This is a genomic window from Microbacterium sp. SORGH_AS_0888, from assembly GCF_030818905.1.
Taxonomy (GTDB): Bacteria; Actinomycetota; Actinomycetes; order Actinomycetales; family Microbacteriaceae; genus Microbacterium.
On the sequence record NZ_JAUTAZ010000001.1, the window covers coordinates 298,245 to 319,109 of the forward strand.

Annotated in this window: 16 protein-coding genes, 1 pseudogene and 1 riboswitch; of the genes and pseudogenes, 9 read left to right on the forward strand and 8 right to left on the reverse strand. The window is 71.4% G+C overall.

What is annotated here, in order from left to right:
- Window positions 1-12: 12 nt before the first annotated feature.
- From QE381_RS01425 to QE381_RS01450, 6 genes are read right to left on the reverse strand one after another with little or no spacing between them, the layout of a single operon-like run.
- Window positions 13-963: a glycosyltransferase family 2 protein gene (locus QE381_RS01425; RefSeq protein ID WP_307214819.1), complete on the reverse strand. Its 951-nt coding sequence runs from the start codon at window positions 961-963 to the stop codon at window positions 13-15.
- Window positions 960-2,102 carry a cysteine desulfurase family protein gene (locus QE381_RS01430; RefSeq protein WP_307214820.1) on the reverse strand — a complete coding sequence of 381 codons (1,143 nt, stop codon included), beginning with the start codon at window positions 2,100-2,102 and terminating at the stop codon, window positions 960-962. Before QE381_RS01430 ends, QE381_RS01425 begins: the two co-directional genes overlap by 4 nt.
- A gap of 4 nt (window positions 2,103-2,106) precedes the next feature.
- On the reverse strand, window positions 2,107-2,973 hold the full coding sequence (nadC, locus tag QE381_RS01435) for a carboxylating nicotinate-nucleotide diphosphorylase (protein ID WP_307214821.1): 867 nt from the start codon (window positions 2,971-2,973) through the stop codon (window positions 2,107-2,109).
- Window positions 2,967-4,541 carry an L-aspartate oxidase gene (gene nadB / locus QE381_RS01440; protein ID WP_307214822.1) on the reverse strand — a complete coding sequence of 525 codons (1,575 nt, stop codon included), beginning with the start codon at window positions 4,539-4,541 and terminating at the stop codon, window positions 2,967-2,969. Before nadB ends, nadC begins: the two co-directional genes overlap by 7 nt.
- The gene (gene nadA / locus QE381_RS01445) at window positions 4,538-5,851 is read right to left on the reverse strand and encodes a quinolinate synthase NadA (protein WP_307214824.1); all 1,314 of its coding nucleotides are present in this window, start codon (window positions 5,849-5,851) and stop codon (window positions 4,538-4,540) included. Before nadA ends, nadB begins: the two co-directional genes overlap by 4 nt.
- Window positions 5,848-6,600, reverse strand: a complete 753-nt coding sequence (locus QE381_RS01450; protein WP_307214826.1) for an NUDIX domain-containing protein — start codon at window positions 6,598-6,600, stop codon at window positions 5,848-5,850. The genes nadA and QE381_RS01450 overlap by 4 nt, the downstream gene beginning before the upstream one ends.
- Window positions 6,601-6,704: 104 nt before the next feature.
- On the opposite strand from QE381_RS01450, the gene QE381_RS01455 reads away from it, so the two are divergent.
- The 4 genes from QE381_RS01455 to gcvP all read left to right on the forward strand — a co-directional run bounded on the left by QE381_RS01455 (window position 6,705) and on the right by gcvP (window position 12,555).
- Window positions 6,705-7,886, forward strand: a complete 1,182-nt coding sequence (locus QE381_RS01455; protein WP_307214827.1) for a MarP family serine protease — start codon at window positions 6,705-6,707, stop codon at window positions 7,884-7,886.
- A gap of 90 nt (window positions 7,887-7,976) precedes the next feature.
- Window positions 7,977-8,073: riboswitch (glycine riboswitch) on the forward strand.
- 143 nt (window positions 8,074-8,216) lie between these two features.
- Window positions 8,217-9,314: a glycine cleavage system aminomethyltransferase GcvT gene (gene gcvT / locus QE381_RS01460; protein WP_307214829.1), complete on the forward strand. Its 1,098-nt coding sequence runs from the start codon at window positions 8,217-8,219 to the stop codon at window positions 9,312-9,314.
- A complete protein-coding gene (gene gcvH / locus QE381_RS01465; protein ID WP_307214831.1) occupies window positions 9,311-9,697 on the forward strand; it encodes a glycine cleavage system protein GcvH in 387 nt (128 codons plus the stop codon). The genes gcvT and gcvH overlap by 4 nt, the downstream gene beginning before the upstream one ends.
- Window positions 9,694-12,555, forward strand: a complete 2,862-nt coding sequence (gcvP, locus tag QE381_RS01470) for an aminomethyl-transferring glycine dehydrogenase (protein WP_307214833.1) — start codon at window positions 9,694-9,696, stop codon at window positions 12,553-12,555. Before gcvH ends, gcvP begins: the two co-directional genes overlap by 4 nt.
- 45 nt (window positions 12,556-12,600) lie before the next feature.
- Here the strand turns inward: gcvP and QE381_RS01475 are convergent, their stop codons facing one another.
- Together QE381_RS01475 and QE381_RS01480 are read right to left on the reverse strand one after the other, a co-directional pair.
- Window positions 12,601-13,623 (reverse strand): hypothetical protein, encoded by a 1,023-nt coding sequence (locus tag QE381_RS01475; protein WP_307214835.1) that lies wholly within the window; start codon window positions 13,621-13,623, stop codon window positions 12,601-12,603.
- A 200-nt stretch (window positions 13,624-13,823) separates the two neighbouring features.
- Window positions 13,824-14,630 (reverse strand): CPBP family intramembrane glutamic endopeptidase, encoded by an 807-nt coding sequence (locus tag QE381_RS01480; RefSeq protein ID WP_307214836.1) that lies wholly within the window; start codon window positions 14,628-14,630, stop codon window positions 13,824-13,826.
- A 322-nt stretch (window positions 14,631-14,952) separates the two neighbouring features.
- Between QE381_RS01480 and QE381_RS01485 the strand changes: the two genes are divergently transcribed.
- The 5 genes and pseudogenes from QE381_RS01485 to QE381_RS01505 all read left to right on the forward strand — a co-directional run bounded on the left by QE381_RS01485 (window position 14,953) and on the right by QE381_RS01505 (window position 20,839).
- Window positions 14,953-16,572 carry an ABC transporter substrate-binding protein gene (locus tag QE381_RS01485; protein ID WP_307214838.1) on the forward strand — a complete coding sequence of 540 codons (1,620 nt, stop codon included), beginning with the start codon at window positions 14,953-14,955 and terminating at the stop codon, window positions 16,570-16,572.
- Window positions 16,573-16,741: 169 nt separating this feature from the next.
- Window positions 16,742-17,672 (forward strand): annotated as a pseudogene (locus QE381_RS01490) (ABC transporter permease).
- Window positions 17,662-18,606 (forward strand): ABC transporter permease, encoded by a 945-nt coding sequence (locus QE381_RS01495; protein WP_307214840.1) that lies wholly within the window; start codon window positions 17,662-17,664, stop codon window positions 18,604-18,606. The pseudogene QE381_RS01490 and the gene QE381_RS01495 overlap by 11 nt, the downstream one beginning before the upstream one ends.
- Window positions 18,603-20,261 carry an ABC transporter ATP-binding protein gene (locus QE381_RS01500; protein WP_307214842.1) on the forward strand — a complete coding sequence of 553 codons (1,659 nt, stop codon included), beginning with the start codon at window positions 18,603-18,605 and terminating at the stop codon, window positions 20,259-20,261. Before QE381_RS01495 ends, QE381_RS01500 begins: the two co-directional genes overlap by 4 nt.
- Before the next feature lie 8 nt (window positions 20,262-20,269).
- Window positions 20,270-20,839, forward strand: a complete 570-nt coding sequence (locus QE381_RS01505) for a PH domain-containing protein (protein ID WP_307214844.1) — start codon at window positions 20,270-20,272, stop codon at window positions 20,837-20,839.
- Window positions 20,840-20,865 lie beyond the last annotated feature (26 nt).

Sequence of the window (20,865 nt, forward strand, 5' to 3'; positions counted from 1 at the left end):
CACGATATCGGCTCACCACAGCCGGGCCGCCGACACGAGCGGCGAGGACAGATCCGCGGGGTCGGCCTGCGGGTGCTCGGCGAGCATCCGGGCGAAGGTCCCGAGCATCCTGCGGTACTCGTCCTCGGGGTGGCCCGCGGCGATCCGTGCGAGCCGCGGCACATCCATGCGCAAGAGGAGACGCACACGGGCCCCAGCGGCCAGCGGGTGGTCGGCGGCATCGAGGATGGCGAGTCCCTCGCGCATGGCGTCGAGGCAGTCGCGGAGGACGTCGAGCCGGTCCTCCTGCTGCGTGATGGAGGTCCCCTCCGCACGCACCCGCCAGTGCACGACGACATCGGGGACGACGTCGAACCGCCGCGCACGGCAGTACATGAGCTGCGCGAGCACCTGGTCCTCGTACAGCCGACCCTCCGGGAAGCGCAGCCGTGCACGCCGCCAGAAGTCCGTCCGCACGAGCTTCGACCACGCGACCACGTTGCCCGACGCCTCCGGGTGCTCGTCGATCGTGACGGACAGCCGTGCCGGGTCGGTCGCGGCCTGCACCCACGGCTGCACCGGGCCGGGTGAGTACGCGCCCGCGTCGTCGGCCGCGAGGCGGACATAGGCGCCGGCGACGAAGTCGCTCCCGGACGCGTCCAGTGTCGCCGTGAGCCGCGTCAGGGCATCGGGGAGGAGCACGTCGTCCGCGTCGAGGAATCCCAGGAAGGGCGTGTCGACGAGCGAGACCCCGGTGTTGCGCGCCGATCCCAGCCCCCGTCGTGCCGGATGGCGGACGACGCGGAACCGGGGATCCGCCGCCGCGGCGGCGGCGAACAGCTCCGACGTGCCGTCCGAGGAGCCGTCGTCGACCAGCACCGCCGTCCATGCCGGGAAGGTCTGGGCACGCAGCGAGGCGAGGGCGTCGGGCGCGTAGGGCGCGACGTCGTGGCCGGGGACCACGATCGTGACGACGGGGTTCACCCGCCCGATTGTACGGCGGCCACCGCGGCGGCGACCAGGTCCGCCAGCGCACGCGGGTCCACCGGCTCATGGCCGAGCGTCACCCGCACGGCCGTCTGAGCCGTCTCCGGGGGGACCCCCATCGCGAGCAGGACGTGCGACGGCTCGTCGCTGCCGGCCGCGCACGCCGAGCCGCTCGAGGTCGTCACGCCCCGGCGCTCGAGCTCGAGCAGGACGGCCTCGCCGCTCGTGTCCGCGAACGTGAAGCTCGCCGTCGCGGGAAGCCGGTGCCGGGGGTCGCCCGTCAGGCGTGCCGTCGGCACGCGCCGCAGGACCTCGCCGATGAACTCGTCCCGCAACGCGGCGGCGCGTGCGGCGCCGGCGGCCCGCTCCGTCTCCGCGAGCTCCAGCGCGACGGCGAGCGCGACCGCGCCGGCCACGTTCTCGGTCCCGCTGCGCCGGCCGCGCTCCTGCCCGCCGCCGTGCAGCAGCGGCTCCAGCGGGATGCGGCCGCGCACCGCGAGGACGCCCGTTCCCTTGGGCGCGCCCACCTTGTGGCCCGCGAGCGAGATCGCGTCGGCCCCCGTGCCCGACAGCGGCAGCCATCCCGCCGCCTGCACGGCATCCAGGTGGAGCGGCACGCTCGCGGCCGTCGCGACCGCGGCGAGCCCCGCGACATCCTGCACGGTGCCGACCTCGTTGTTCGCGTAGCCGATCGTCGTGACGGCCGTGTCGTCGCGGAGCACGGCCTGAAGGTCGGCGGGGTCGACGCGCCCCACCGCGTCGACCGGCAGCAGATCGACGGCGAACCCGTGCACGCGCCGGAGGTAGTCGACGCTCGCGAGCACGGACTCGTGCTCGATGGGCGTCGTGACCACGTGTCGGGCGCCGCGATCGAGCGCCGCGGCGATCGCGATGCCCTTGATCGCCAGGTTGTTGGCCTCGGTGCCGCCGGCCGTGAAGACGACATCGCCCGCGCGCATCCCGAGCACGGCTGCCACGCGAGCCCGCGCGTCCGCCAGCGCCCGTGCCGCCTGCTCGCCCACCTCGTGGTGGCTGGACGGATTGCCGAACGCGTGCGTCAGGAACGGGATCATCGCCTCGAGAGCCTCGCGGCGCACGGGCGTGGTCGCCGCGTTGTCGAGGTAGATCGTCGTCACGTCGTCACACCGGGTCGGGGAGCCCGACGGCCATGTCCAGTCCGAGGTCGAGAGCGCGCGCGCCGTGCGTGAGGGCGCCGACGGAGATGACGTCGACACCCGTCTCGGCGATCCGGCGAACGGTCTCCAGGGTGACCCCGCCGGACGCGTCGACGATCGCACGGCCGGCGACCTGCTCGACGCCGCGCGCGAGATCGTCGATCGAGAAGTTGTCGAGCATGATCGTGCCGATCCCGGCTGCCAGCACCGGCTCGATCTGGTCCAGCCGATCGACCTCGACCTCCACGTGCGTCGTGTGGGGGAGCCGCGCGATCGCGGTCTGCAGGGCCTGCGTGACCGACAGGCCCGAGGCCGTCAGCACCGCGAGGTGGTTGTCCTTGGCCATGACGGCATCGGACAGCGAGAAACGGTGGTTGTGTCCGCCACCGGCCACGACCGCGTGACGTTCGAACGCGCGCAGGCCCGGCGTGGTCTTCCGGGTGTCGGCGATGCGTGCGCCGGTATGGGCCACCTCGGCCACGAACCGCGAGGTGAGGGTCGCCGTGCCGCTCATGCGCTGGACGAAGTTCAGCGCCACCCGCTCGGCTGAGAGCACCCCCCGGGCCGGTCCCTCGACCGTCGCCAGGACGTCGCCGGTGTCGAAGCGATCGCCGTCGCCCGCACGGAGCTCGACACGCACGGCGGGATCGGTCAGCCGGAAGGCCGCCTCGAACACCTCGGCACCGGCGAGCACTCCGGGCTCGCGCGCGACGAGCTCGGCGCGGGCGACGGCGTGCGCGGGGATGAGCGACTCGCTCGTGAGGTCGCCCCAGGGGGCGTCCTCCGCGAGGGCGGCTGCGACGGTGCGATCGATCACGGCCCGGGTCAGCATGCGACCACCGCCGCGGTCGGCTCCGCCGGCGCGCTTCCTCCCGTGCCCGGGTCGTCGGCGCGGAAGTGCGCGCCGACCGAGCCGGTCCGGCGCTCCGCGGCCGCCACGACCTCTCGGGCCACCCGAAGCAGGTTCTCGTCCTCGAAGTCGGCGATCGTGCGCGGCTCGCGGTGCTCCGCCGACCAGCGCGTGAGGGTGTCGGCGGCCCGACGCAGACCCGTCGCATCCCGTTCCAGCCCCACGAACTCCCACATGAGCTGCTGCAGCGCGCTGCGGGAGAACGCCGTCGCATGCCGCGCCGGCACCGGCCGGACGGTGTCGCTCGGCGCGGTCGGCATCGCGACCGCGACCGGCCAGGCGCTGCGTGCGGCGTCGGCGGCCAGGACGTCACCGGTCCGCGCGCCGAAGACCGCGCCCTCCAGAAGCGAGTTCGACGCGAGGCGGTTCGCGCCGTGCACGCCGGTTCGCGCCGTCTCGCCGACGGCGTAGAGGCCCGGGACCGTGGTCCGGCCGTGCAGGTCCGTCGTGACGCCGCCCATCAGGTAGTGCGCGGCGGGCGTGACGGGGATGGGGGCGTCCGCCCAGTCGAGACCCCGCTCGCGCACCGCCGCGTCGATCGTCGGGAAGCGCTCGGCGAGGAACCCGGAGGTGTCGGCGCCGCCCAACGCCGTCGCGTCCAGCAGCGCGGGGCGGCCGCCCTGACGTGCGATCGTCCGGGAGATCGCACGAGCCACGACATCGCGAGGCGCGAGCTCGCCGTCGGGGTGGGCGTCGAACGCGAAACGGCGTCCGCTGTCATCGACGAGCACGGCGCCCTCGCCCCGAACGGCCTCGGACACGAGGAACGGCTCGCCCGCGGCGAGCACGGTCGGGTGGAACTGCACGAACTCGAGATCCGCGACCGCCGCTCCCGCCCGGAGCGCCGCGGCGATGCCGTCGGCGGTCGCGACCACGGGGTTGGTCGTGTGGGCGTACAGCTGCCCGGCCCCGCCGGTGGCGAGAACGACCGCGTCTGTGCGCAGCCGCATCCGCCGGCCGTCCACCAGGAGCTCGACCCCGCGCGCACGGCCGTCGGCGACGACGACGTCGAGCAGGAAGGCATGCTCGATGACCCGGACGGCACTCGCACGGACCGCCGCGACGAGCGCCTGCTCGATCGCGGCGCCCGTCGCATCGCCGCCCGCGTGCAGGACGCGCGGGAACGAGTGCGCGGCCTCGAGCCCGCGACGGAACGCGCCCTCGGGCGTGCGGTCGAACGCGACACCGAGCGCGACGAGCTCGCGGATGCGGTCCGGTCCCTCGTCGACGAGCACGTGCACCGCCTCGGGGTCCGCGAGCCCCGCCGACGCCGCCAGCGTGTCGGCGAGATGGGCCTCGGCGCTGTCCTCGGCGAACATCACGGCGGCGATGCCGCCCTGCGCGTAGCGGGTGTTCGCACTCTCCAGCACATCCTTCGTGACAAGCGTCACCGCGGCGCCGGCGGCCGCGGCGTGGAGCGCCGTGACGAGGCCCGCGATGCCGCTGCCGACGACGACGGCCGTGACCGGGGTGCGGTCCGCGGCGCTCACGGCCGGGCCGCCAGCATCCGCTCGAGCGCCAGCCGCGCCGGCGCCGCCACGTCGTCCGGCACCGTGATGCGGTTCACGACCTCGCCGGCCACGAGCGACTCCAGCACCCAGGCGAGGTAGCCGGGGTGGATGCGGTACATCGTCGAGCACGGGCAGACCACCGGGTCGAGGCAGAAGATCTCGTGCTGGGGGTACTGGGCGGCGAGCCGCTGCACGAGGTTGATCTCGGTCCCGATCGCGAACGCGGTGGGCTCGGTGGCCGCCGCGATCGCCTTGCGGATGTAGTCGGTCGAGCCGGCCTCGTCGGCGGCGTCGACGACCGCCATCGGGCACTCCGGGTGGACGATGACCCGTACGCCGGGGTGCTCGGCGCGGGCCTTGTCGATCTGCTCCACGGTGAAGCGCCGGTGGACGGAGCAGAAGCCGTGCCAGAGGATCACGCGCGCGTCCGCCAGGGTTCGCTCGTCGGAGCCGCCGAGGGGCCGGTTCGGGTTCCACATCGGCATCTGCTCGAGCGGCACGCCCATCGACTTCGCGGTGTTTCGGCCGAGGTGCTGATCGGGGAAGAAGAGGACCCGCCGCCCGCGGGCGAACGCCCACTCCAGCACCGTGCGCGCGTTCGAGGAGGTGCAGACGATGCCCTGGTGGCGGCCGACGAAGCCCTTGATCGCGGCCGAGGAGTTCATGTACGTCACGGGGATCACCGGAAGCAGGCCCTCGGCGTCCGGGGCGTCCAGGTCGCCGTACAGCTCGGCCAGCTGTTCCCAGCACTCCTCGACCTGGTCGATGTCGGCCATGTCGGCCATCGAGCAGCCGGCCGCGAGGTTCGGGAGGATGACGGCCTGCTCGGGACCGGAGAGGAGGTCGGCGGTCTCGGCCATGAAGTGCACGCCGCAGAACACGATCGCCTCCGCGTCCGGGTGCTCGAGCGCGGCGTTGGCGAGCTGGAACGAGTCGCCCACGTAGTCGGCGTGTCGCACGACCTCGTCGCGCTGGTAGAAGTGCCCGAGCACCACGACACGGTCGCCCAGCGTCTGCTTCGCGGCCCGGATGCGGGCGTGCAGCTCGTCGTCGGCCGCGTCGCGGTACTCCTGCGGCAGCGCGCCCTGGCGCGGGGATCCCGTGGGGATGACGTCGCCCATGGACGCGCCGGGACCGTACCCGGCACGCGTGTCGAAGATCCACGGCCCGGCGGCGAGATCGGTCGTGCAGGTCGTGCCGCCCGTCGCGCCGGCGACGATCGCCTGGATCTCGTGGTCAACGGAGGGATCGATCGGCCCGGGCTGGAGCGTGAGGGGTGTCGTGGTCATCTCGTCCTCGATTCTCGGACGCCGAGCGGGCCGCGATCGGCGAGCTCGACATCCTGGTCGTATCGGTACAGCCGTGCCGGCCGATGACTGCCGGTGCGGAAGCGGTCGGTGGGGATGAGGGTTCCGGATGCCTCGGCCTGGCGTCGGAAGTTCGCCGGGTCCAGCCGCCGGTCCAGGATCGCCTCGTAGACCTCGCGGAGCTCGCTCAGGGTGAAGTCCTCGGCGAGCAGCCCGTGCGCGATCCGGCTGTAGCCGGCCTTGTTGCGCAGCCGCCACAGCGCGTAGCCGACGATCTGATCGTGGTCGAACGCGAGGGGCGGCAGGTCGGATGCGGCGAACCAGCGCACGTTCTCCGGCGCGGTCCCCGCGGCGGCGTGGCTGGCCACCTGGCTGTCGACCTCCTCTGCCCGCAGGAGCGCCCAGTACACGATCGAGACGACGCGGGTGGGGGAGCGGTCGACGTCGCCGAACGCATAGAGCTGCTCGAGGTAGCTGGGCGTGAGCGCCGTGGTCTCCTCGAGCGTGCGCGAGGCGGCGTCCTCCAGACCCTCCGCGGCATCGAGCCACCCGCCGGGAAGGGCCCACAGGTCTTTGAACGGGTCACGCGTGCGGCGCACGAGCGGAAGGACGAGCCGGGGGCAGTCGTCGCCGGGATCACGCCGGAGGCTGAAGATGACCGTGGAGACGGCGACTCGCGCGGCGTCGGTCGCGTCGCGGGTCGTCGAGGCGGGTGCACTGGTTCTGGTCATGGTGACTCTAACTCGGTGTCGATCTTAATGTCAGGGTGACTCGAACCGCAACTCCAGCACCCTGTCAGCGGTTCCCTCTACGCTGGCGGGCGGAAAGGGGAGGCATGCTCGCGATCGTGATCGATGTCGTCCTGGTGGCGCTCCTCGTGCTGGCGGTCGTCGGTGGCGCCGCGCGCGGCCTCATCGCGAGCCTCGGCGCGCTCATCGGACTCGTCGCCGGCGGTATCGCCGCGTGGTGGCTGATGCCCGTCGTCGGGCCGCTCGTCCCGTCGCCCGAATGGCGGGGCACGGTCGTGCTCGCCACGGGTGCCGCGCTCCTCGTCGTCGGCACGGCCGTGGGATCGGCGATCGGAGCGGCCGTGCGGCGCCGCACCGACCGGCTCCATCTGAAGCCCCTCGATCGCATCCTCGGCGCCGCGCTGAGCCTCGTCCTGACGGCGCTGTCGATCTCACTCGTCGCACAGAGCGTCGCCGTCGCGGGGATCCCGACCGTGTCCGCGGCCGTCGCCTCGTCGCGGGTGCTGGGCACGATCGAGTCGATCACCCCCACGCCGGTCACCGCCGCGATCGCCCAGGTGCGTCAGGCCGTGCTCACGGACGGCCTGCCCAGGCTCGGGCAGCTCATCGAGCTCGGGCCCGCGCCCGAGACGGCGCCACCGGTCGATCTCCAGGACCCTGCGCTCGACGCCGCCGCTCAGTCGGTCGCCCGCGTCTCGGGCGCCGCCCCGTCGTGCGGGCAGAACCTCACCGGGAGCGGCTTCGTCGTGGCGCCCGACCGCGTCGTGACGAACGCGCATGTCGTGGCGGGCGTCGACGACCCGGTCGTGGAGCTGCCCGGACGCGCTGCGGCGGACGGCAAGGTCGTCTACTTCGATCCGGTCGACGACCTCGCCGTCATCGCCGTCGACGTGCACGGCGCGCCCCCGCTCGCGCTGTCGGATGTGCTGTCCCGCGGTGCGGCCGCCGTGTTCGACGGGTACCCCTACGGCGGGCCGTTCACGAGCCGCGAGGCGGTCGTGCGCTCGGTCGGCGTCGCTCAGGTGCCGGACATCTACGACAGCGGCACCGCGCCCCGCGAGATCTACGCGCTCCAGGCCACCGTCGAGCCGGGCAACTCCGGCGGGCCGCTGCTCACGGCGGCCGGCGAGGTCGCCGGTGTCGTCTTCGCCCGCGCCGACGACGGCTCGCAGGTCGGTTACGCCATGACGGTGAACGAGCTCCAGCCCGTCGCCGCGCAGGCCGCCGGCCTTGCGTCGCCCGTCGCGACGGGGGCCTGCGCGCGCTGACGCGGGCGGGACGCCACGCCGACCTCGGAGCCGAAGGGCGTGTCGCGACATCCGACCGCTATGCTGGCGCCACAAGTCCACACCGGCCCTGTGACCGTTGCGGGAGAGCCTCGGCAGACGTCGCGCCGAGCACCGAAGGAGCAAGCCTCCCCGCCAATCTCTCAGGTACGCGTACCGCCGCGGTCGGGCCACTCTGGAAAGCGATCCTGCGGGATCCGCCGACGGTGAAAGCCGCCGATCGTCACCCACGACCGGCAGCGAAGCTCTCAGGCCCATGACAGAGGGGGAGTTCAGCGGGCGCTCACGCGCCCACCCGATCCGGGAGAACTCATGTCAGAACCCCGCTCCACCCACCCGCCGGGACGCACCGTGCTGTTCGCGCGGCACGAAGCGCTCGGCGCCGTCTTCACCGATTTCGGCGGCTGGCAGCTGCCGTTGCGCTACGGATCCGAGCTCGCGGAGCATCGGGCCGTGCGCGAGGCCGCCGGCCTGTTCGACGTCTCGCACATGGCGGAGTTCCGCGTCACGGGGGCGGGAGCCGTCGGCCTCCTCGACCGCGTGCTCGGCGGCCGCGCCGGGGGCATGGGCGAGCACCTCGCGCGCTACGCCCTGGTGCTCGCCGACGACGGAGGCATCGTCGACGACGTCATCCTGTACCGGACCGGCGCCGACGACTACCTCGTGATCGCGAACGCCGGCAACCGCGACGCCGTGGGACGAGCGCTCGCCTCGGTCCCGTCCGCACCGGACGCCGACGTCGAAGACGTCTCCGATCGGATGGCGCTCGTGGCTCTGCAGGGGCCGCGGGCGGCCCAGATCCTCTCCCTCGTGACGGGGCTGGCCGTCGAGGGGGCCCTCGGCGAGCTCCGGTCGTTCCGCAGCGCGCGAGCGACCTTCCTCGACGCGCGCGTGCTCATCGCCCGCACGGGCTACACGGGCGAGGACGGCTTCGAACTGCTCGTTCCCGTCACACGTGCCGAAGACCTCTGGGACGGCATCCTCGCCGCGGGCACCCCGCTCGGACTCGTCCCCGCGGGACTCGCTGCACGCGACACACTGCGCCTCGAGGCCGGGATGCCCCTCTACGGCCACGAGCTCACCCGCGCCGTACGTGCGTCACAGGCGGGCCTGGCGCACGTGGTCGGCGGCGACGCGGCCGCGGCGGACCCGCACGCCCCGGTGCTCGTGGGCCTCGTCTCCGACGGTCGGCGCGCCGGCCGTGCCGGCTATGCCGTGCGCGATCTCGACGGCGCCGTCGTCGGCGAGGTCACGAGCGGCGCGCTCAGCCCCACGCTCGGCCATCCGATCGCGATGGCCTACCTCGAGCCGGCGTCCGCCGCACCCGGCACGAGGGTCGGAATCGACATCCGCGGCGTCCACCTGCCCGCCACCGTCACCGCACTGCCCTTTTACCGGAGGAAGAAATGACCGTCGACCTGGACACCCTGCGCTACACGCCCGAGCACGAGTGGGTCGCCGTCGACGGCGCCGTCGTGACCTTCGGGATCACCGACTACGCCGCGACGCAGCTCGGCGACGTCGTCTACGTCGAGCTCCCCGCCGTCGCGGGGCGCGTCACCGCCGGACAGGTGTGCGGTGAGATCGAGTCCACGAAGTCCGTGGGGGAGCTGTACGCCCCCGTCAGCGGGCGCGTGCTGGAGGTCAACGGCGAGGTCGACTCCGACCCGTCGCTCGTCAACGCCGACCCCTTCGGCGCGGGCTGGCTCGTCCGCGTCGAGATCGACGGCGAGCTGCCGGCCGGTCTTCTCGACCGGGCGGCCTACACGACCCTCACCGGCGCGGCGTCATGACGGGCGCGTTCGCCGCCCGTCACATCGGCACGGATGCGGACGCCCAGCGCCGTATGCTCGCCACCCTGGGCTACGCCGACCTCGACGCCCTCCTGGACGCCGCCGTGCCGGCATCCCTGCGTCGTCCGTCGCGGGAGACGAGCGAGCTCCTGCCGCCCGCGAGCGAGCGCGAGGCTCTCGACGAGCTGCGCGTGCTCGCCTCCCAGAACCGGCCCGCACGCGCCATGATCGGCCTCGGCTACTACGACACCGTGACACCCGCGGTGATCCAGCGGAACGTGTTCGAGAACCCCTCGTGGTACACCGCCTACACGCCCTACCAGCCGGAGATCTCGCAGGGCCGGCTCGAGGCTCTCGTCACGTTCCAGACCATGGTCGCCGATCTGACGGGCCTGCCCACCGCCAACGCCTCGCTGCTCGACGAGGGCACGGCCGCGGTGGAGGGGATGCTGCTGGCTCGCCGCGCCGCCCGCACGGACTCGGACGTGTTCCTCGTCGACGCGGACGCGCTGCCGCAGACCCGAGCGCTGCTGCACCACCGCGGGCGCGCGATCGGCATCGAGGTGCGCGAGGCGGCCTTCGACGATCCCGCGGAGCTCCCGGCCGCATTCGGTGCTTTCCTGCAGTATCCGGGCGCGTCCGGGCGGATCGCCGATCCGGCGCCGGCGATCGGCGCGGTCCAGGCGGCGGGCGGGCTCGTCGTCGTCGCCGCGGACCTCCTCGCCCTCACGCTCCTGCGCTCACCCGGCTCGCTCGGTGCCGACGTGGCGGTCGGGACGACGCAGCGCTTCGGCGTGCCGATGGGCTTCGGCGGGCCGCACGCCGGGTACATCGCGGTGCGCTCAGGGCTGGAGCGGCAGCTCCCCGGCCGGCTCGTCGGCGTCTCGCGCGACGCCGACGGCGAGAACGCCTACCGACTCGCGCTCCAGACGCGCGAGCAGCACATCCGGCGCGAGAAGGCGACCTCCAACATCTGCACGGCGCAGGTGCTGCTCGCCGTGATGGCGGCCATGTATGCCGTCTACCACGGGCCTGACGGGCTGCGGCGCATCGCGACCGACGTCGCACGCAAGGCCCAGGCGCTCGCGGCCGCGCTTCGCTCCTTCGGGCTCGCGGTCCGTCACGAGGCGTTCTTCGACACGATCCGTGTCGTGACGCCGGGACCGGCGCGGAACGTGATCGATCGGGCTCGCGAGGCCGGCTACCAGCTCGCATGGATCGATGACGCGACGGTGGGCGTCGCGGTGGACGAGACGACCGATGCGAGGGACCTGGCCGCCGTCGCCGAGGCGTTCGGGCTGCCGGCCTTCGGCCCGGAGGGGCTCGCGTTCTCGGAGGTGACGCCCCTGGACGGGGTGCCCGAGGGGCTTCTCCGCGTCGACGAGTACCTGCGGCATCCGGTCTTCCACACGCATCGCTCGGAGACCGCGATGATGCGCTACCTCAAGACGCTCGCGGATCGCGACTACGCACTGGACCGCGGGATGATCCCGCTCGGGTCGTGCACGATGAAGCTCAACGCCGCGACCGAGATGGCGGCGTCGTCGTGGCCGGAGTTCGCCCGCGTGCACCCCTTCGCCCCCGAAACGGATGTCCGGGGGTCGCTGGCGCTCATCGAGCAGCTCGAGACATGGCTCGCCGAGGTCACGGGCTACGACGCGGTGTCCCTGCAGCCGAACGCCGGCTCGCAGGGCGAGCTCGCGGGGCTGCTCGCGATCCGCGGGTACCACGAGGCGAACGGCGAGCCGGAGCGGCGGGTCTGCCTCATCCCGTCGTCGGCGCACGGGACCAATGCGGCCTCCGCCGTCCTCGCGGGGATGCGGGTCGAGGTCGTCGCCTGCGATGCGCACGGCGACGTCGACCTCGAGGACCTGCGGGCCAAGGTCGCGGCGCACGCGACCGAGCTGGCGGCGCTCATGATCACGTTCCCCTCGACCCACGGCGTCTACGAGCGCGACATCGCGACGATCGCGCAGGCCGTGCACGATGCGGGAGGTCAGGTGTACATCGACGGCGCGAACCTCAACGCGCTGCTCGGGGTCGCGCGCTTCGGCGACATCGGCGGCGACGTGTCGCATCTGAACCTGCACAAGACGTTCGCGATCCCGCACGGCGGGGGAGGGCCCGGGGTCGGACCGGTCGCCGCCAAGGCGCACCTGGCGCCGTATCTGCCCTCGCACCCGTTCTCGCCGCGTGCGGGCCACGGGGCACTCTCGGCCCGGGGCTTCGTGTTCGAGGGCGGTCCCGTCGCGGCGGCGCCTTACGGATCCGCGTCCATCCTGCCGATCTCGTGGGCGTACATCCGGATGCTGGGAGCCGAGGGACTGCGCGCGGCGACAGGGGCGGCGGTGCTCGCGGCCAACTACGTCGCCGCACGGCTGCGCGAGCACTTCCCGGTCCTGTACGCGGGCGAGGGCGGTCTCGTGGCGCACGAGTGCATCCTCGATCTGCGTCCGCTGCGGGAGGCCACAGGCATCACGGTGGACGACGTGGCCAAGCGGCTGATCGACTACGGGTTCCACGCGCCGACGATGTCGTTCCCGGTCGCCGGCACGCTCATGGTCGAGCCGACGGAGTCGGAGGACCTCGGCGAGATCGAGCGCTTCGTCGAGGCCATGATCGCGATCCGGGCCGAGGCCGACCGGGTCGCGGCCGGCGAGTGGCCGGCCGAGGACAACCCGCTCGTGAACGCGCCGCACACGGCGGCCTCGATCGCGGTCGGCGAGTGGACGCATCCGTACTCCCGTGAGCAGGCGGTCTATCCGGTGCCCGCGCTCGTGCGGAGCAAGTACTGGCCGCCCGTGCGCCGGATCGACAACGCCTACGGCGACCGCAACCTCTTCTGCGCCTGCCCCTGACCGCGTCCTGACCGCGAGACCAGTCCCGCGCGCCGAGACCGGTGGTTAAACCGCCGGTCTCGGCGGCGCGGACTGGTCTCGCGGGTATGGGGACGGGGATGGCGAGAGCGGGGCGAGCAGGCGACGGAGCTCGAGGAGCCGAGCGGTGTCTTCGGGCTGGATGCGGCGGAGCCCCGCGCCGAGCAGGATGCTCCGCAGCCGGGTGAACTCGGTCACCTCGTCCCAGGCCCAGTGCGCGACGCTGCGGACGTGGTCGCGCAGGCGGGCGTCGCGACGGCGCCGCTCGCGCATCGCCGCCACGGGATCGCCGAACCGGCCGTCGTACTTCAGGTCGCCGTCGGCCTCGCCGATCACCTGCTCGGTCGGCCACCACATGTCGGCCCGGTCGCGGTGGCCGTCGCACGCCGTGAACCACCGCTGGAGCTCGGGCTCGGGGAACCCCAGCCATGCGATCGCCGCCCGACTGATCGACTCGAGGGTGGTCTCGGCATCCCCGTTCGCCCGGTGGAGCGACCAGCGGGCGCGGCGTCGTCCGCGGCTCGAGGCCCGTGCCTCGTTGCGAGCGACGAGATTCTCGACCGAGAGCGCGGGGTCCCGTCGCAGCGCCGCGTCGGCGACGGCGAGGCCGATCGCGGGATGCCGATGCCGCGCGAGGTCGACCGCGGTGTCGCCATCGTCCGTCACCGCGTAGCCGCCGAGGTCGGCGATCTCGCGCGGGCCGGATGCGGTGTGGATGCGCAGGTCGCCGGTCACGCCGGCGTCGGCGCCGTCGTCTCGGAGGACGTGGACCTCGCGGGGGTGTCCGAACACGGGCAGCCCGCGCAGCGCGGCAGCGGACTCGGCGCAGAACACGACGTCGGGTATGCAGATCGCGACCGCGTGCACCCGCGCCAGGTAGCGCTCCCAGGGCGGAAGGCCCGCCCACTGCTCGTGCGGTGCGTAGACGCCGCGGCGCACGTGGGCGAGCTCGCCGCGCGCGAGCGCGAGCTCCGGATGCGGGATCTCGCTCGCGCGCAACAGCGGGACGGGCGAGGGGAGGACGGCGGGGACGCTGAGCGAGTGTGTCATCGCCCCACGGTGGCCGACGGTCCGGGGCGCCGGCATCCGACATCCCCCGGATGTGGACGCGAGCCCCCGGCCCGCACCCTGGGGAGGACACGGTGCTCTGACCGCGAGACCAGTCCGGGGCGCCGAGACCGGCGAGAAAACCACCGGTCTCGGCGTGCGGGACTGGTCTCGCGGTAGGGGCGGGGCTCGGAGGGAGGGGGTTAGAAGACGGCGGGGAACAGGGCGACGGCGAGGGGGTATCCGACGAAGGCGAAGATGTCGATCACGGTGTGCGCGATCACGAGCGGCATGACGCGGCCCCACCGGCGGTAGCACCAGCCGAACACGACGCCCATCGCGAAGTTTCCCACGATCGAGCCGAAGCCCTGATACGCGTGGTAGGCGGCCCGCAGCCCGGCCATCGCGAGGATGATCGTCCACCAGCCCCACCCGAGCCGCCGCAGCCGGTCGAAGAAGTAGCCCAGGAAGATGATCTCCTCCGTGAGGCCCGCGCGCAGCGCCGACAGCACGAGGATCGGCACCGTGTACCACGCCGCGTCCAGCGGGGATGCGGACACCTCGAGAGTGAGGCCGAGGAGCCGCCCGGCCACGTACAGCGCGAGCCCCGGGACGCCGATGACGGCGACGAGGAGCAGTCCTCGTCCCACGTCGCCGCCGAATCCGCGGAAGTCCAGCCCGATGCGTCGCAGCGCGTTCGCGCCGGGCTCCCACAGCAGGTACACGACCAGCGCCACCGTCGTGAGCGCGAAGAACACGGCGAGGAACTGGTAGAGCGCGTCCCAGAACGCCGCGCTGTCGGCCGGGGGGTTCAGCTGCGTGCTCTGCGCCCCCACCGAGGTCTGCGTGGCGATCGCCTCCTCGAGCGTGCGCACGAACGAGAGGACGGAGTACAGCGCGGAGCGACCCACCGTGAGGGCGAGAACGAGCACGAGCTCCCAGATGTAGCGCGCACGGAGGCCGCCCTCGGCGGACGGCGGATCCCAGGCGCGGATGACGGCGCTTCGCATCGGATCAGCGTCGCACATTCCGGTGCGTAACCATCATGTTTCGTTTGTGCATCAGTTGTCTGTGCCGGGCGCCCACGCCGTCGATGTTCTGGGATGGAGGCTCAAGATGGATGAGACTCCGAATCGTGCCCGTGACCCGGGCTTTCCCGGTCGAACGGATGCGGATGTGCACAATGCGGTGCGAGTGTAACCACAGATGAGAGTTCTGTCATCATTCGCAAGGCGCATTTGATCATTGTGCGCCCGCTGCTTAGGGTTCTCGTATTCACGGCTCAGCCTGTCCTGCGGTTGAGCCGTACAACCCTGTGTATAGGAGGCAATAGTGAAGCGCACCAAGATCGCGCTCGCGAGCATCGCGCTGCTGGGCGCGAGCGCACTCGCCCTCGCCGGCTGTGCGGGCGGCGGCAGCTCGTCGTCGTCGGCCAGCGGCAACTCGTCGGCGATCATCTCGGTCAACGGCTCCGAGCCGGAGAACCCGCTGGTCCCGACGAACACGAACGAGACCGGCGGCGGCAAGATCATCGACTCGATCTTCGCCGGCCTGACCTACTACGACGGCACCGGCGCCACGCAGAACGACATGGCCGACTCGATCACGGTCGACGACCCGTCCACCATCACGGTCAAGCTCAAGTCCGACCAGAAGTTCAGCGACGGCGAGGACGTCACCTCCGACAGCTTCATCAACGCATGGAACTACGGCGCCAAGAAGTCCAACGCTCAGAAGAACGCCTCCTGGTTCGCTGACATCGTCGGCTTCAGCGAGGACGCCGACAGCGACCTGACCGGCCTCACCAAGGTCGACGACACGACGTTCAAGATCGCGCTGTCCAGCCCGATCGCGACCGACTTCGTGAACCGCCTCGGCTACTCGGCGTACTACCCGCTGCCCGCCAAGGCGTTCGACGACATGAAGGCCTTCGGTGAGAACCCGATCGGCAACGGCCCCTACAAGCTCGACGGCGACGGCGCGTGGAAGCACGACGTCGAGATCGACCTCGTCAAGAACGACTCGTACACCGGTGGACGTGCCGCCCACAACGGCGGGCTGAAGATCGTCTTCTACAGCTCCCTCGACGGCGCGTACTCCGACCTCCAGTCCGGCAACCTCGACGTCCTCGACGCGATCCCGAGCGCCTCGCTCGCGACCTACCAGAGCGAGCTCGGCGACAAGGCCGTCAACCAGCCGGCCGCGATCTTCCAGTCGTTCACGATCCCCGAGTCGCTCGCTCACTTCTCCGGCCAGGAGGGTCAGCTGCGTCGTCAGGCGATCTCGATGGCGATCGACCGTGACTCGATCACGAAGACGATCTTCAGCGGAACGCGCACCCCGGCCAAGGACTTCACCTCCCCGGTGATCAGCGGCTGGTCCGGCTCCCTGCCGGGCAGCGACGTGCTGACCTACAACCCCGACGAGGCGAAGAAGCTGTGGGCGCAGGCCGACGCGATCTCGCCGTGGTCGGGTAGCTTCCAGATCGGCTACAACTCCGACGGCGGGCACCAGTCCTGGGTCGACGCGGTCAGCAACTCGATCAAGAACACCCTGGGGATCGACGCCTCGGGCGCGCCCTACGTCGACTTCGCGTCCTTCCGGACCGCGATCTCGGGGCACACGATCCAGACGGCGTTCCGTACGGGTTGGCAGGCCGACTACCCCGGCATGTACAACTTCCTGCAGCCGCTGTATGCGACCGGCGCCTCCTCGAACGACGGCGGCTACTCGAACCCGGATGTCGACGCCCTCCTGGCCAAGGGTGCTGCGGCATCCAACGCCTCGGACGCGACGGCGGACTACGACAAGGCACAGGAGATCCTCTTCAAGGACCTCCCGGCCGTTCCCCTCTGGTACTCGAACGTGAACGGCGGCTACGCGGACACGGTCTCGAACGTGACGTTCGGCTGGAACTCGGTTCCGCTGTACTACGAGATCACCAAGGGCTAATCACCCGGCGTGATCGCAGCCGCGAGGCGGTGACGATCTCTCGTCACCGCCTCGCGGTCTGTGTTGGTGCTCGCGTTCGAGCGATCGACAGGGCACGATTCTCAGGAGAGGTCATCGCGTCGCCGTCCCGGTGCCGCGCCGTTCTCCGTCTTATCCGGAAGGAGTGAGGGTGCTCGCATACATCCTCAGGCGCATCCTGCAGGTCATCCCCGTGTTCTTGGGGTCGACCCTGCTCATCTATTTCCTCGTGTTCGCGATGCCGGGAAACCCGATCCTGGCCCTGTTCGGCGACAAGCAGCCTCCGCAGAGCGTGATCGACGCACTCGAGGCGCAATACCACCTGGACCAGCCCTTCATCGTCCAGTACTTCTACTACCTCATGGGCATCCTCCAGGGGAACATGGGCACGACCTTCTCCGGTCAGTCCGTCAACGATGTGCTCGCCCGGACGCTGCCGGTCACCGGGCGACTGGCGATCATGGCGATCGTGATCGAGTTCAGTCTCGCGATCGTCGTCGGCACGATCTCGGCCCTCCGCAAGGGCAAGATCTTCGACAACACGGCCCTCGTCATCTCGCTCATCTTCCTCGCGACACCGATCTTCGTCATGTGTTTCGTGGCGCAGTACTTCCTCGCCGTCCAGCTCGGATGGTTCAAGCCGACGGTCGGGGCCCAACAACGACTGGGGCGGTCTCATACTCCCGGCGCTCGTCCTCGGGTTCAGCCTCTTCGCCACGAGCATGCGCCTCATGCGCGGCTCGGTCATCGACACGCTGAACCAGGACTGGGTGCGCACGGCCTACAGCAAGGGCCTCTCGCGTCGCCGCGTCATCCCGGTGCACGTTCTCCGCAACTCGCTCATCCCGGTCATCACGAACTCCGCGACCAACTTCGGCGTGCTGCTCGTGGGTGCGACCGTGACGGAGGCGATCTTCAACATCCCGGGCGTCGGCAACACGCTCTTCAAGGCCACGCTGCAACACGAGGGACCGACGATCGTCTCCTTCGTGACGGTCTTCGTCATCATCTACGTGCTGGTCAACCTCGTCATCGACCTGCTCTACGGCTTCCTGGACCCGAGGATCCGCTATGTCAAGTAATGCCCCCGTCCCCGATCACTACGTCGCGCCGGTGCGCGACGCCGCCGTCACCGTCGACGCCGTCCGCGTCGACGAGAAGCCGTCGAGCCTCTGGCGTGACGCCTGGCGCGACCTCCGCCGGCGTCCCACGTTCTGGATCTCGGTCGGCGTCGTCCTCGTCGTCCTGCTGATGGCCGTCTGGCCGACCCTCTTCACGCAGGTGCCGCCGAACGACCAGTGCGACCTCGCGAACAGCAACGGCGGACCCGCGGCGGGACACCCCCTGGGCTTCACGTTCCAGGGCTGCGACATCTTCTCGCGAATCGTCTGGGGAGCTCGTACCTCCCTCTCGGTCGGACTGCTCGCGACGCTCATCGGCTCGGTGATCGGCCTGATCATGGGCGCCTACGCCGGCTTCTACGGCGGCTGGCTCGACTCGGTGCTCTCGCGCGTGGGCGACATCTTCTTCTCTATCCCCTACATCCTCGCGGCCGTCGTCGTGATGAGCGTGTTCAGCGACGCGCGGAACGTCTTCACGCTCGCACTCGCGATCGGCGGGTTCTCGTGGGCCTCGACGGCGCGCGTCGTGCGCGCCGAGGTGCTGCGGGTGCGGCAGGCCGACTTCGTGACGGCCTCGCAGGCGCTCGGGCTCTCGAGGTTCCGGACGCTGCTCTCGCACGTCGTGCCGAACGCGATCGCCCCGCTGCTGGTCATCTCGACCCTGAGCCTCGCGGCCGCGATCGTGGCCGAGGCGACGCTCACCTTCCTCGGGGTCGGCATCCCCGGCGTCATGTCGTGGGGTCGCGACATCTCGGACGCACAGGAGTCGTTGAAGGTCGCTCCGATGGCACTCGTGTACCCGTCGATCGCGCTGACCGTCACGGTCCTGGCGTTCATCCTGCTGGGCGAGCTCATCCGAGACGCCCTCGACCCGAGAGCGAGGGCTCGCCGATGACCGATCCGCTGCTGCGCATCCGCGACCTCAAGGTCGCCTTCGACACGCAGAAGGGCAGCCGTGAGGTGCTGCACGGAGTGAGTCTCGACCTCTACGCGGGCCAGACGCTCGCGATCGTGGGGGAGTCGGGCTCCGGCAAGTCGACGACGGCCTCCGCCATCGTGAACCTGCTGCCGGGAACGGGACACGTCACGTCGGGCTCGATCACCCTCGGCGGACGTGAGCTGACCTCGCTCAGCAAGAGCCAGATGGAACGCGTCCGCGGTCGCGACATCGGCTACGTGCCGCAGGACCCGATGTCGAACCTCAACCCGGTGTGGTCGATCGGCTTCCAGGTGAAGGAGGCGATCCGCGCCAACGGCATCGCCCAGGGACGCCAGGCGGTCACCGCACGCGCGATCGAGGTGCTGCAGCAGGCGGGTCTCTCCGACGCCGCCAAGCGCCTGCACCAGTACCCGCACCAGTTCTCCGGCGGGATGCGGCAGCGCGCGCTCATCGGCATCGGCCTCGCGGCCGACCCCACCCTGCTGATCGCCGACGAGCCCACCAGCGCTCTCGACGTCACCGTTCAGCGCGTGATCCTCGACCACATGGCCGAGCTGACGCGGGAGAAGGGGACCTCCGTTCTGCTCATCACGCACGATCTGGGACTCGCCGCCGAGCGCGCGGACACGATCGTGGTCATGCAGCACGGCGAGATCGTCGAGTCCGGTCCCAGCCGCGAGATCCTCCAGAGCCCGCAGCATCCCTACACGCAGCGCCTCGTGGCGGCGGCCCCCTCGATCGCCTCGCAGCGCATCCAGGCGGTCGTGGAGCGGCGCGGCATCGAGACGAGCGAGGACATCGCCGAGATCGCGCCGGCCATCCGGGTGACCGACCTCACGAAGGACTACCGCATCCGTCAGGGCGGGTTCCGCAGCGAGCCCTTCCGTGCGGTGGACGCGGTCTCCTTCGAGATCCCGCGCGGCAAGACCCTGGCGCTCGTGGGGGAGTCCGGGTCGGGCAAGTCGACCGTCGCGAAGATGGTCCTCAAGCTCGAGGAGCCGACCTCCGGGTCGATCGAGATCGACGGCACCGACGTCGCGAAGATCTCGGCGGCCGACACGTTCGCGCTGCGTCGCCGGATGCAGCCGGTGTTCCAGGACCCCTACGGCTCGCTCGACCCGCTGCGCAACATCGGCAACACGATCGCCGAGCCGCTGGAGATCCACCGCGTCGGGGACGCCGCATCCCGTCGGCAGCGGGTCCGCGAGCTGCTCGACCAGGTCTCACTGCCCCAGGAGCTCTTCACGCGCTACCCGAACGAGCTCTCGGGCGGCCAGCGCCAGCGTGTCGCGATCGCGCGTGCGCTCGCGCTCAAGCCCGACATCGTCGTGCTCGACGAGGCGGTCTCGGCGTTGGACGTGCTCGTGCAGGACCAGATCCTCCAGCTGCTGGCGGAGCTGCAGACCGAGCTCGACCTCAGCTATCTGTTCATCACGCACGACCTCGCCGTGGTCCGCGTCGTAGCCGACACGGTCTGCGTCATGGAGCGGGGTCGCGTGGTCGAGCAGGGCACGGTCGACGAGATCTTCACCCGCCCGGCCCAGGAGTACACACGCCGGCTCCTCGACGCGATCCCGGGCGCCTCGATCCCGCTCGGAGGCACCGCCTGAGTCGCACCGTGTACCGGCCGGTCGCTGCCACGGTGTGGCTCATCGTGGCAGCGGCCGTCGCCGTCCTGCTCCTCGGCGACGCTCTGCTGCGCTCGGGATGGCGCGAGACCGCACTGCTCGCGCCGTGGGTGCTGCTCCTTCTCTGGGGCGTCTACGTGGTCTTGTTCGCGTCGGCCGTGGTGACGGATGCCGACGGCATCGAGGTGCGCAACCTCCTCCGGGTCACGCGCGCGTCGTGGGGACAGGTCGCCGACATCACGATGGCCTATCAGATCGTCGTGAGGCTGCTCGACGGACGCCGGGTGAACTGCTTCGGCGGTCCGGTGCGGGGCCGTCCGCGTCGATCCGCGCACGGCGGACGGCTCCCGGCCCTGCGACCTCGCGACGAGGACGAGGCTCCGGTGGTCGACACGACCGGCGTCGATCAGGCCGACCGGATCGTCGAGGAATGGGAGCGTGCCGGGGCGGTCTCCGGCACCGGCACGATCGCCCGATCCTGGGATCTGCCGGCGCTCGTCGCGCTCGCGGTGCTCGTCGTCTGGGCCGTCGCCGCCGTTCTCATCGCCTACGCCCGGTAGAATGGCCGGTGCCGGACCCTTCGACC

Bases quoted from the DNA above. Each gene is read 5' to 3' on its own strand.
- nadC (WP_307214821.1), bottom strand. From the start codon at position 2,973: ATGCTGACCCGGGCCGTGATCGATCGCACCGTCGCAGCCGCCCTCGCG.
- nadA (WP_307214824.1), bottom strand. From the start codon at position 5,851: ATGACCACGACACCCCTCACGCTCCAGCCCGGGCCGATCGATCCCTCC.
- QE381_RS01450 (WP_307214826.1), bottom strand. From the start codon at position 6,600: ATGACCAGAACCAGTGCACCCGCCTCGACGACCCGCGACGCGACCGAC.
- QE381_RS01455 (WP_307214827.1), top strand. From the start codon at position 6,705: ATGCTCGCGATCGTGATCGATGTCGTCCTGGTGGCGCTCCTCGTGCTG.
- gcvT (WP_307214829.1), top strand. From the start codon at position 8,217: ATGTCAGAACCCCGCTCCACCCACCCGCCGGGACGCACCGTGCTGTTC.
- gcvH (WP_307214831.1), top strand. From the start codon at position 9,311: ATGACCGTCGACCTGGACACCCTGCGCTACACGCCCGAGCACGAGTGG.
- gcvP (WP_307214833.1), top strand. From the start codon at position 9,694: ATGACGGGCGCGTTCGCCGCCCGTCACATCGGCACGGATGCGGACGCC.
- QE381_RS01475 (WP_307214835.1), bottom strand. From the start codon at position 13,623: ATGACACACTCGCTCAGCGTCCCCGCCGTCCTCCCCTCGCCCGTCCCG.
- QE381_RS01480 (WP_307214836.1), bottom strand. From the start codon at position 14,630: ATGCGAAGCGCCGTCATCCGCGCCTGGGATCCGCCGTCCGCCGAGGGC.
- QE381_RS01495 (WP_307214840.1), top strand. From the start codon at position 17,662: ATGTCAAGTAATGCCCCCGTCCCCGATCACTACGTCGCGCCGGTGCGC.
- QE381_RS01500 (WP_307214842.1), top strand. From the start codon at position 18,603: ATGACCGATCCGCTGCTGCGCATCCGCGACCTCAAGGTCGCCTTCGAC.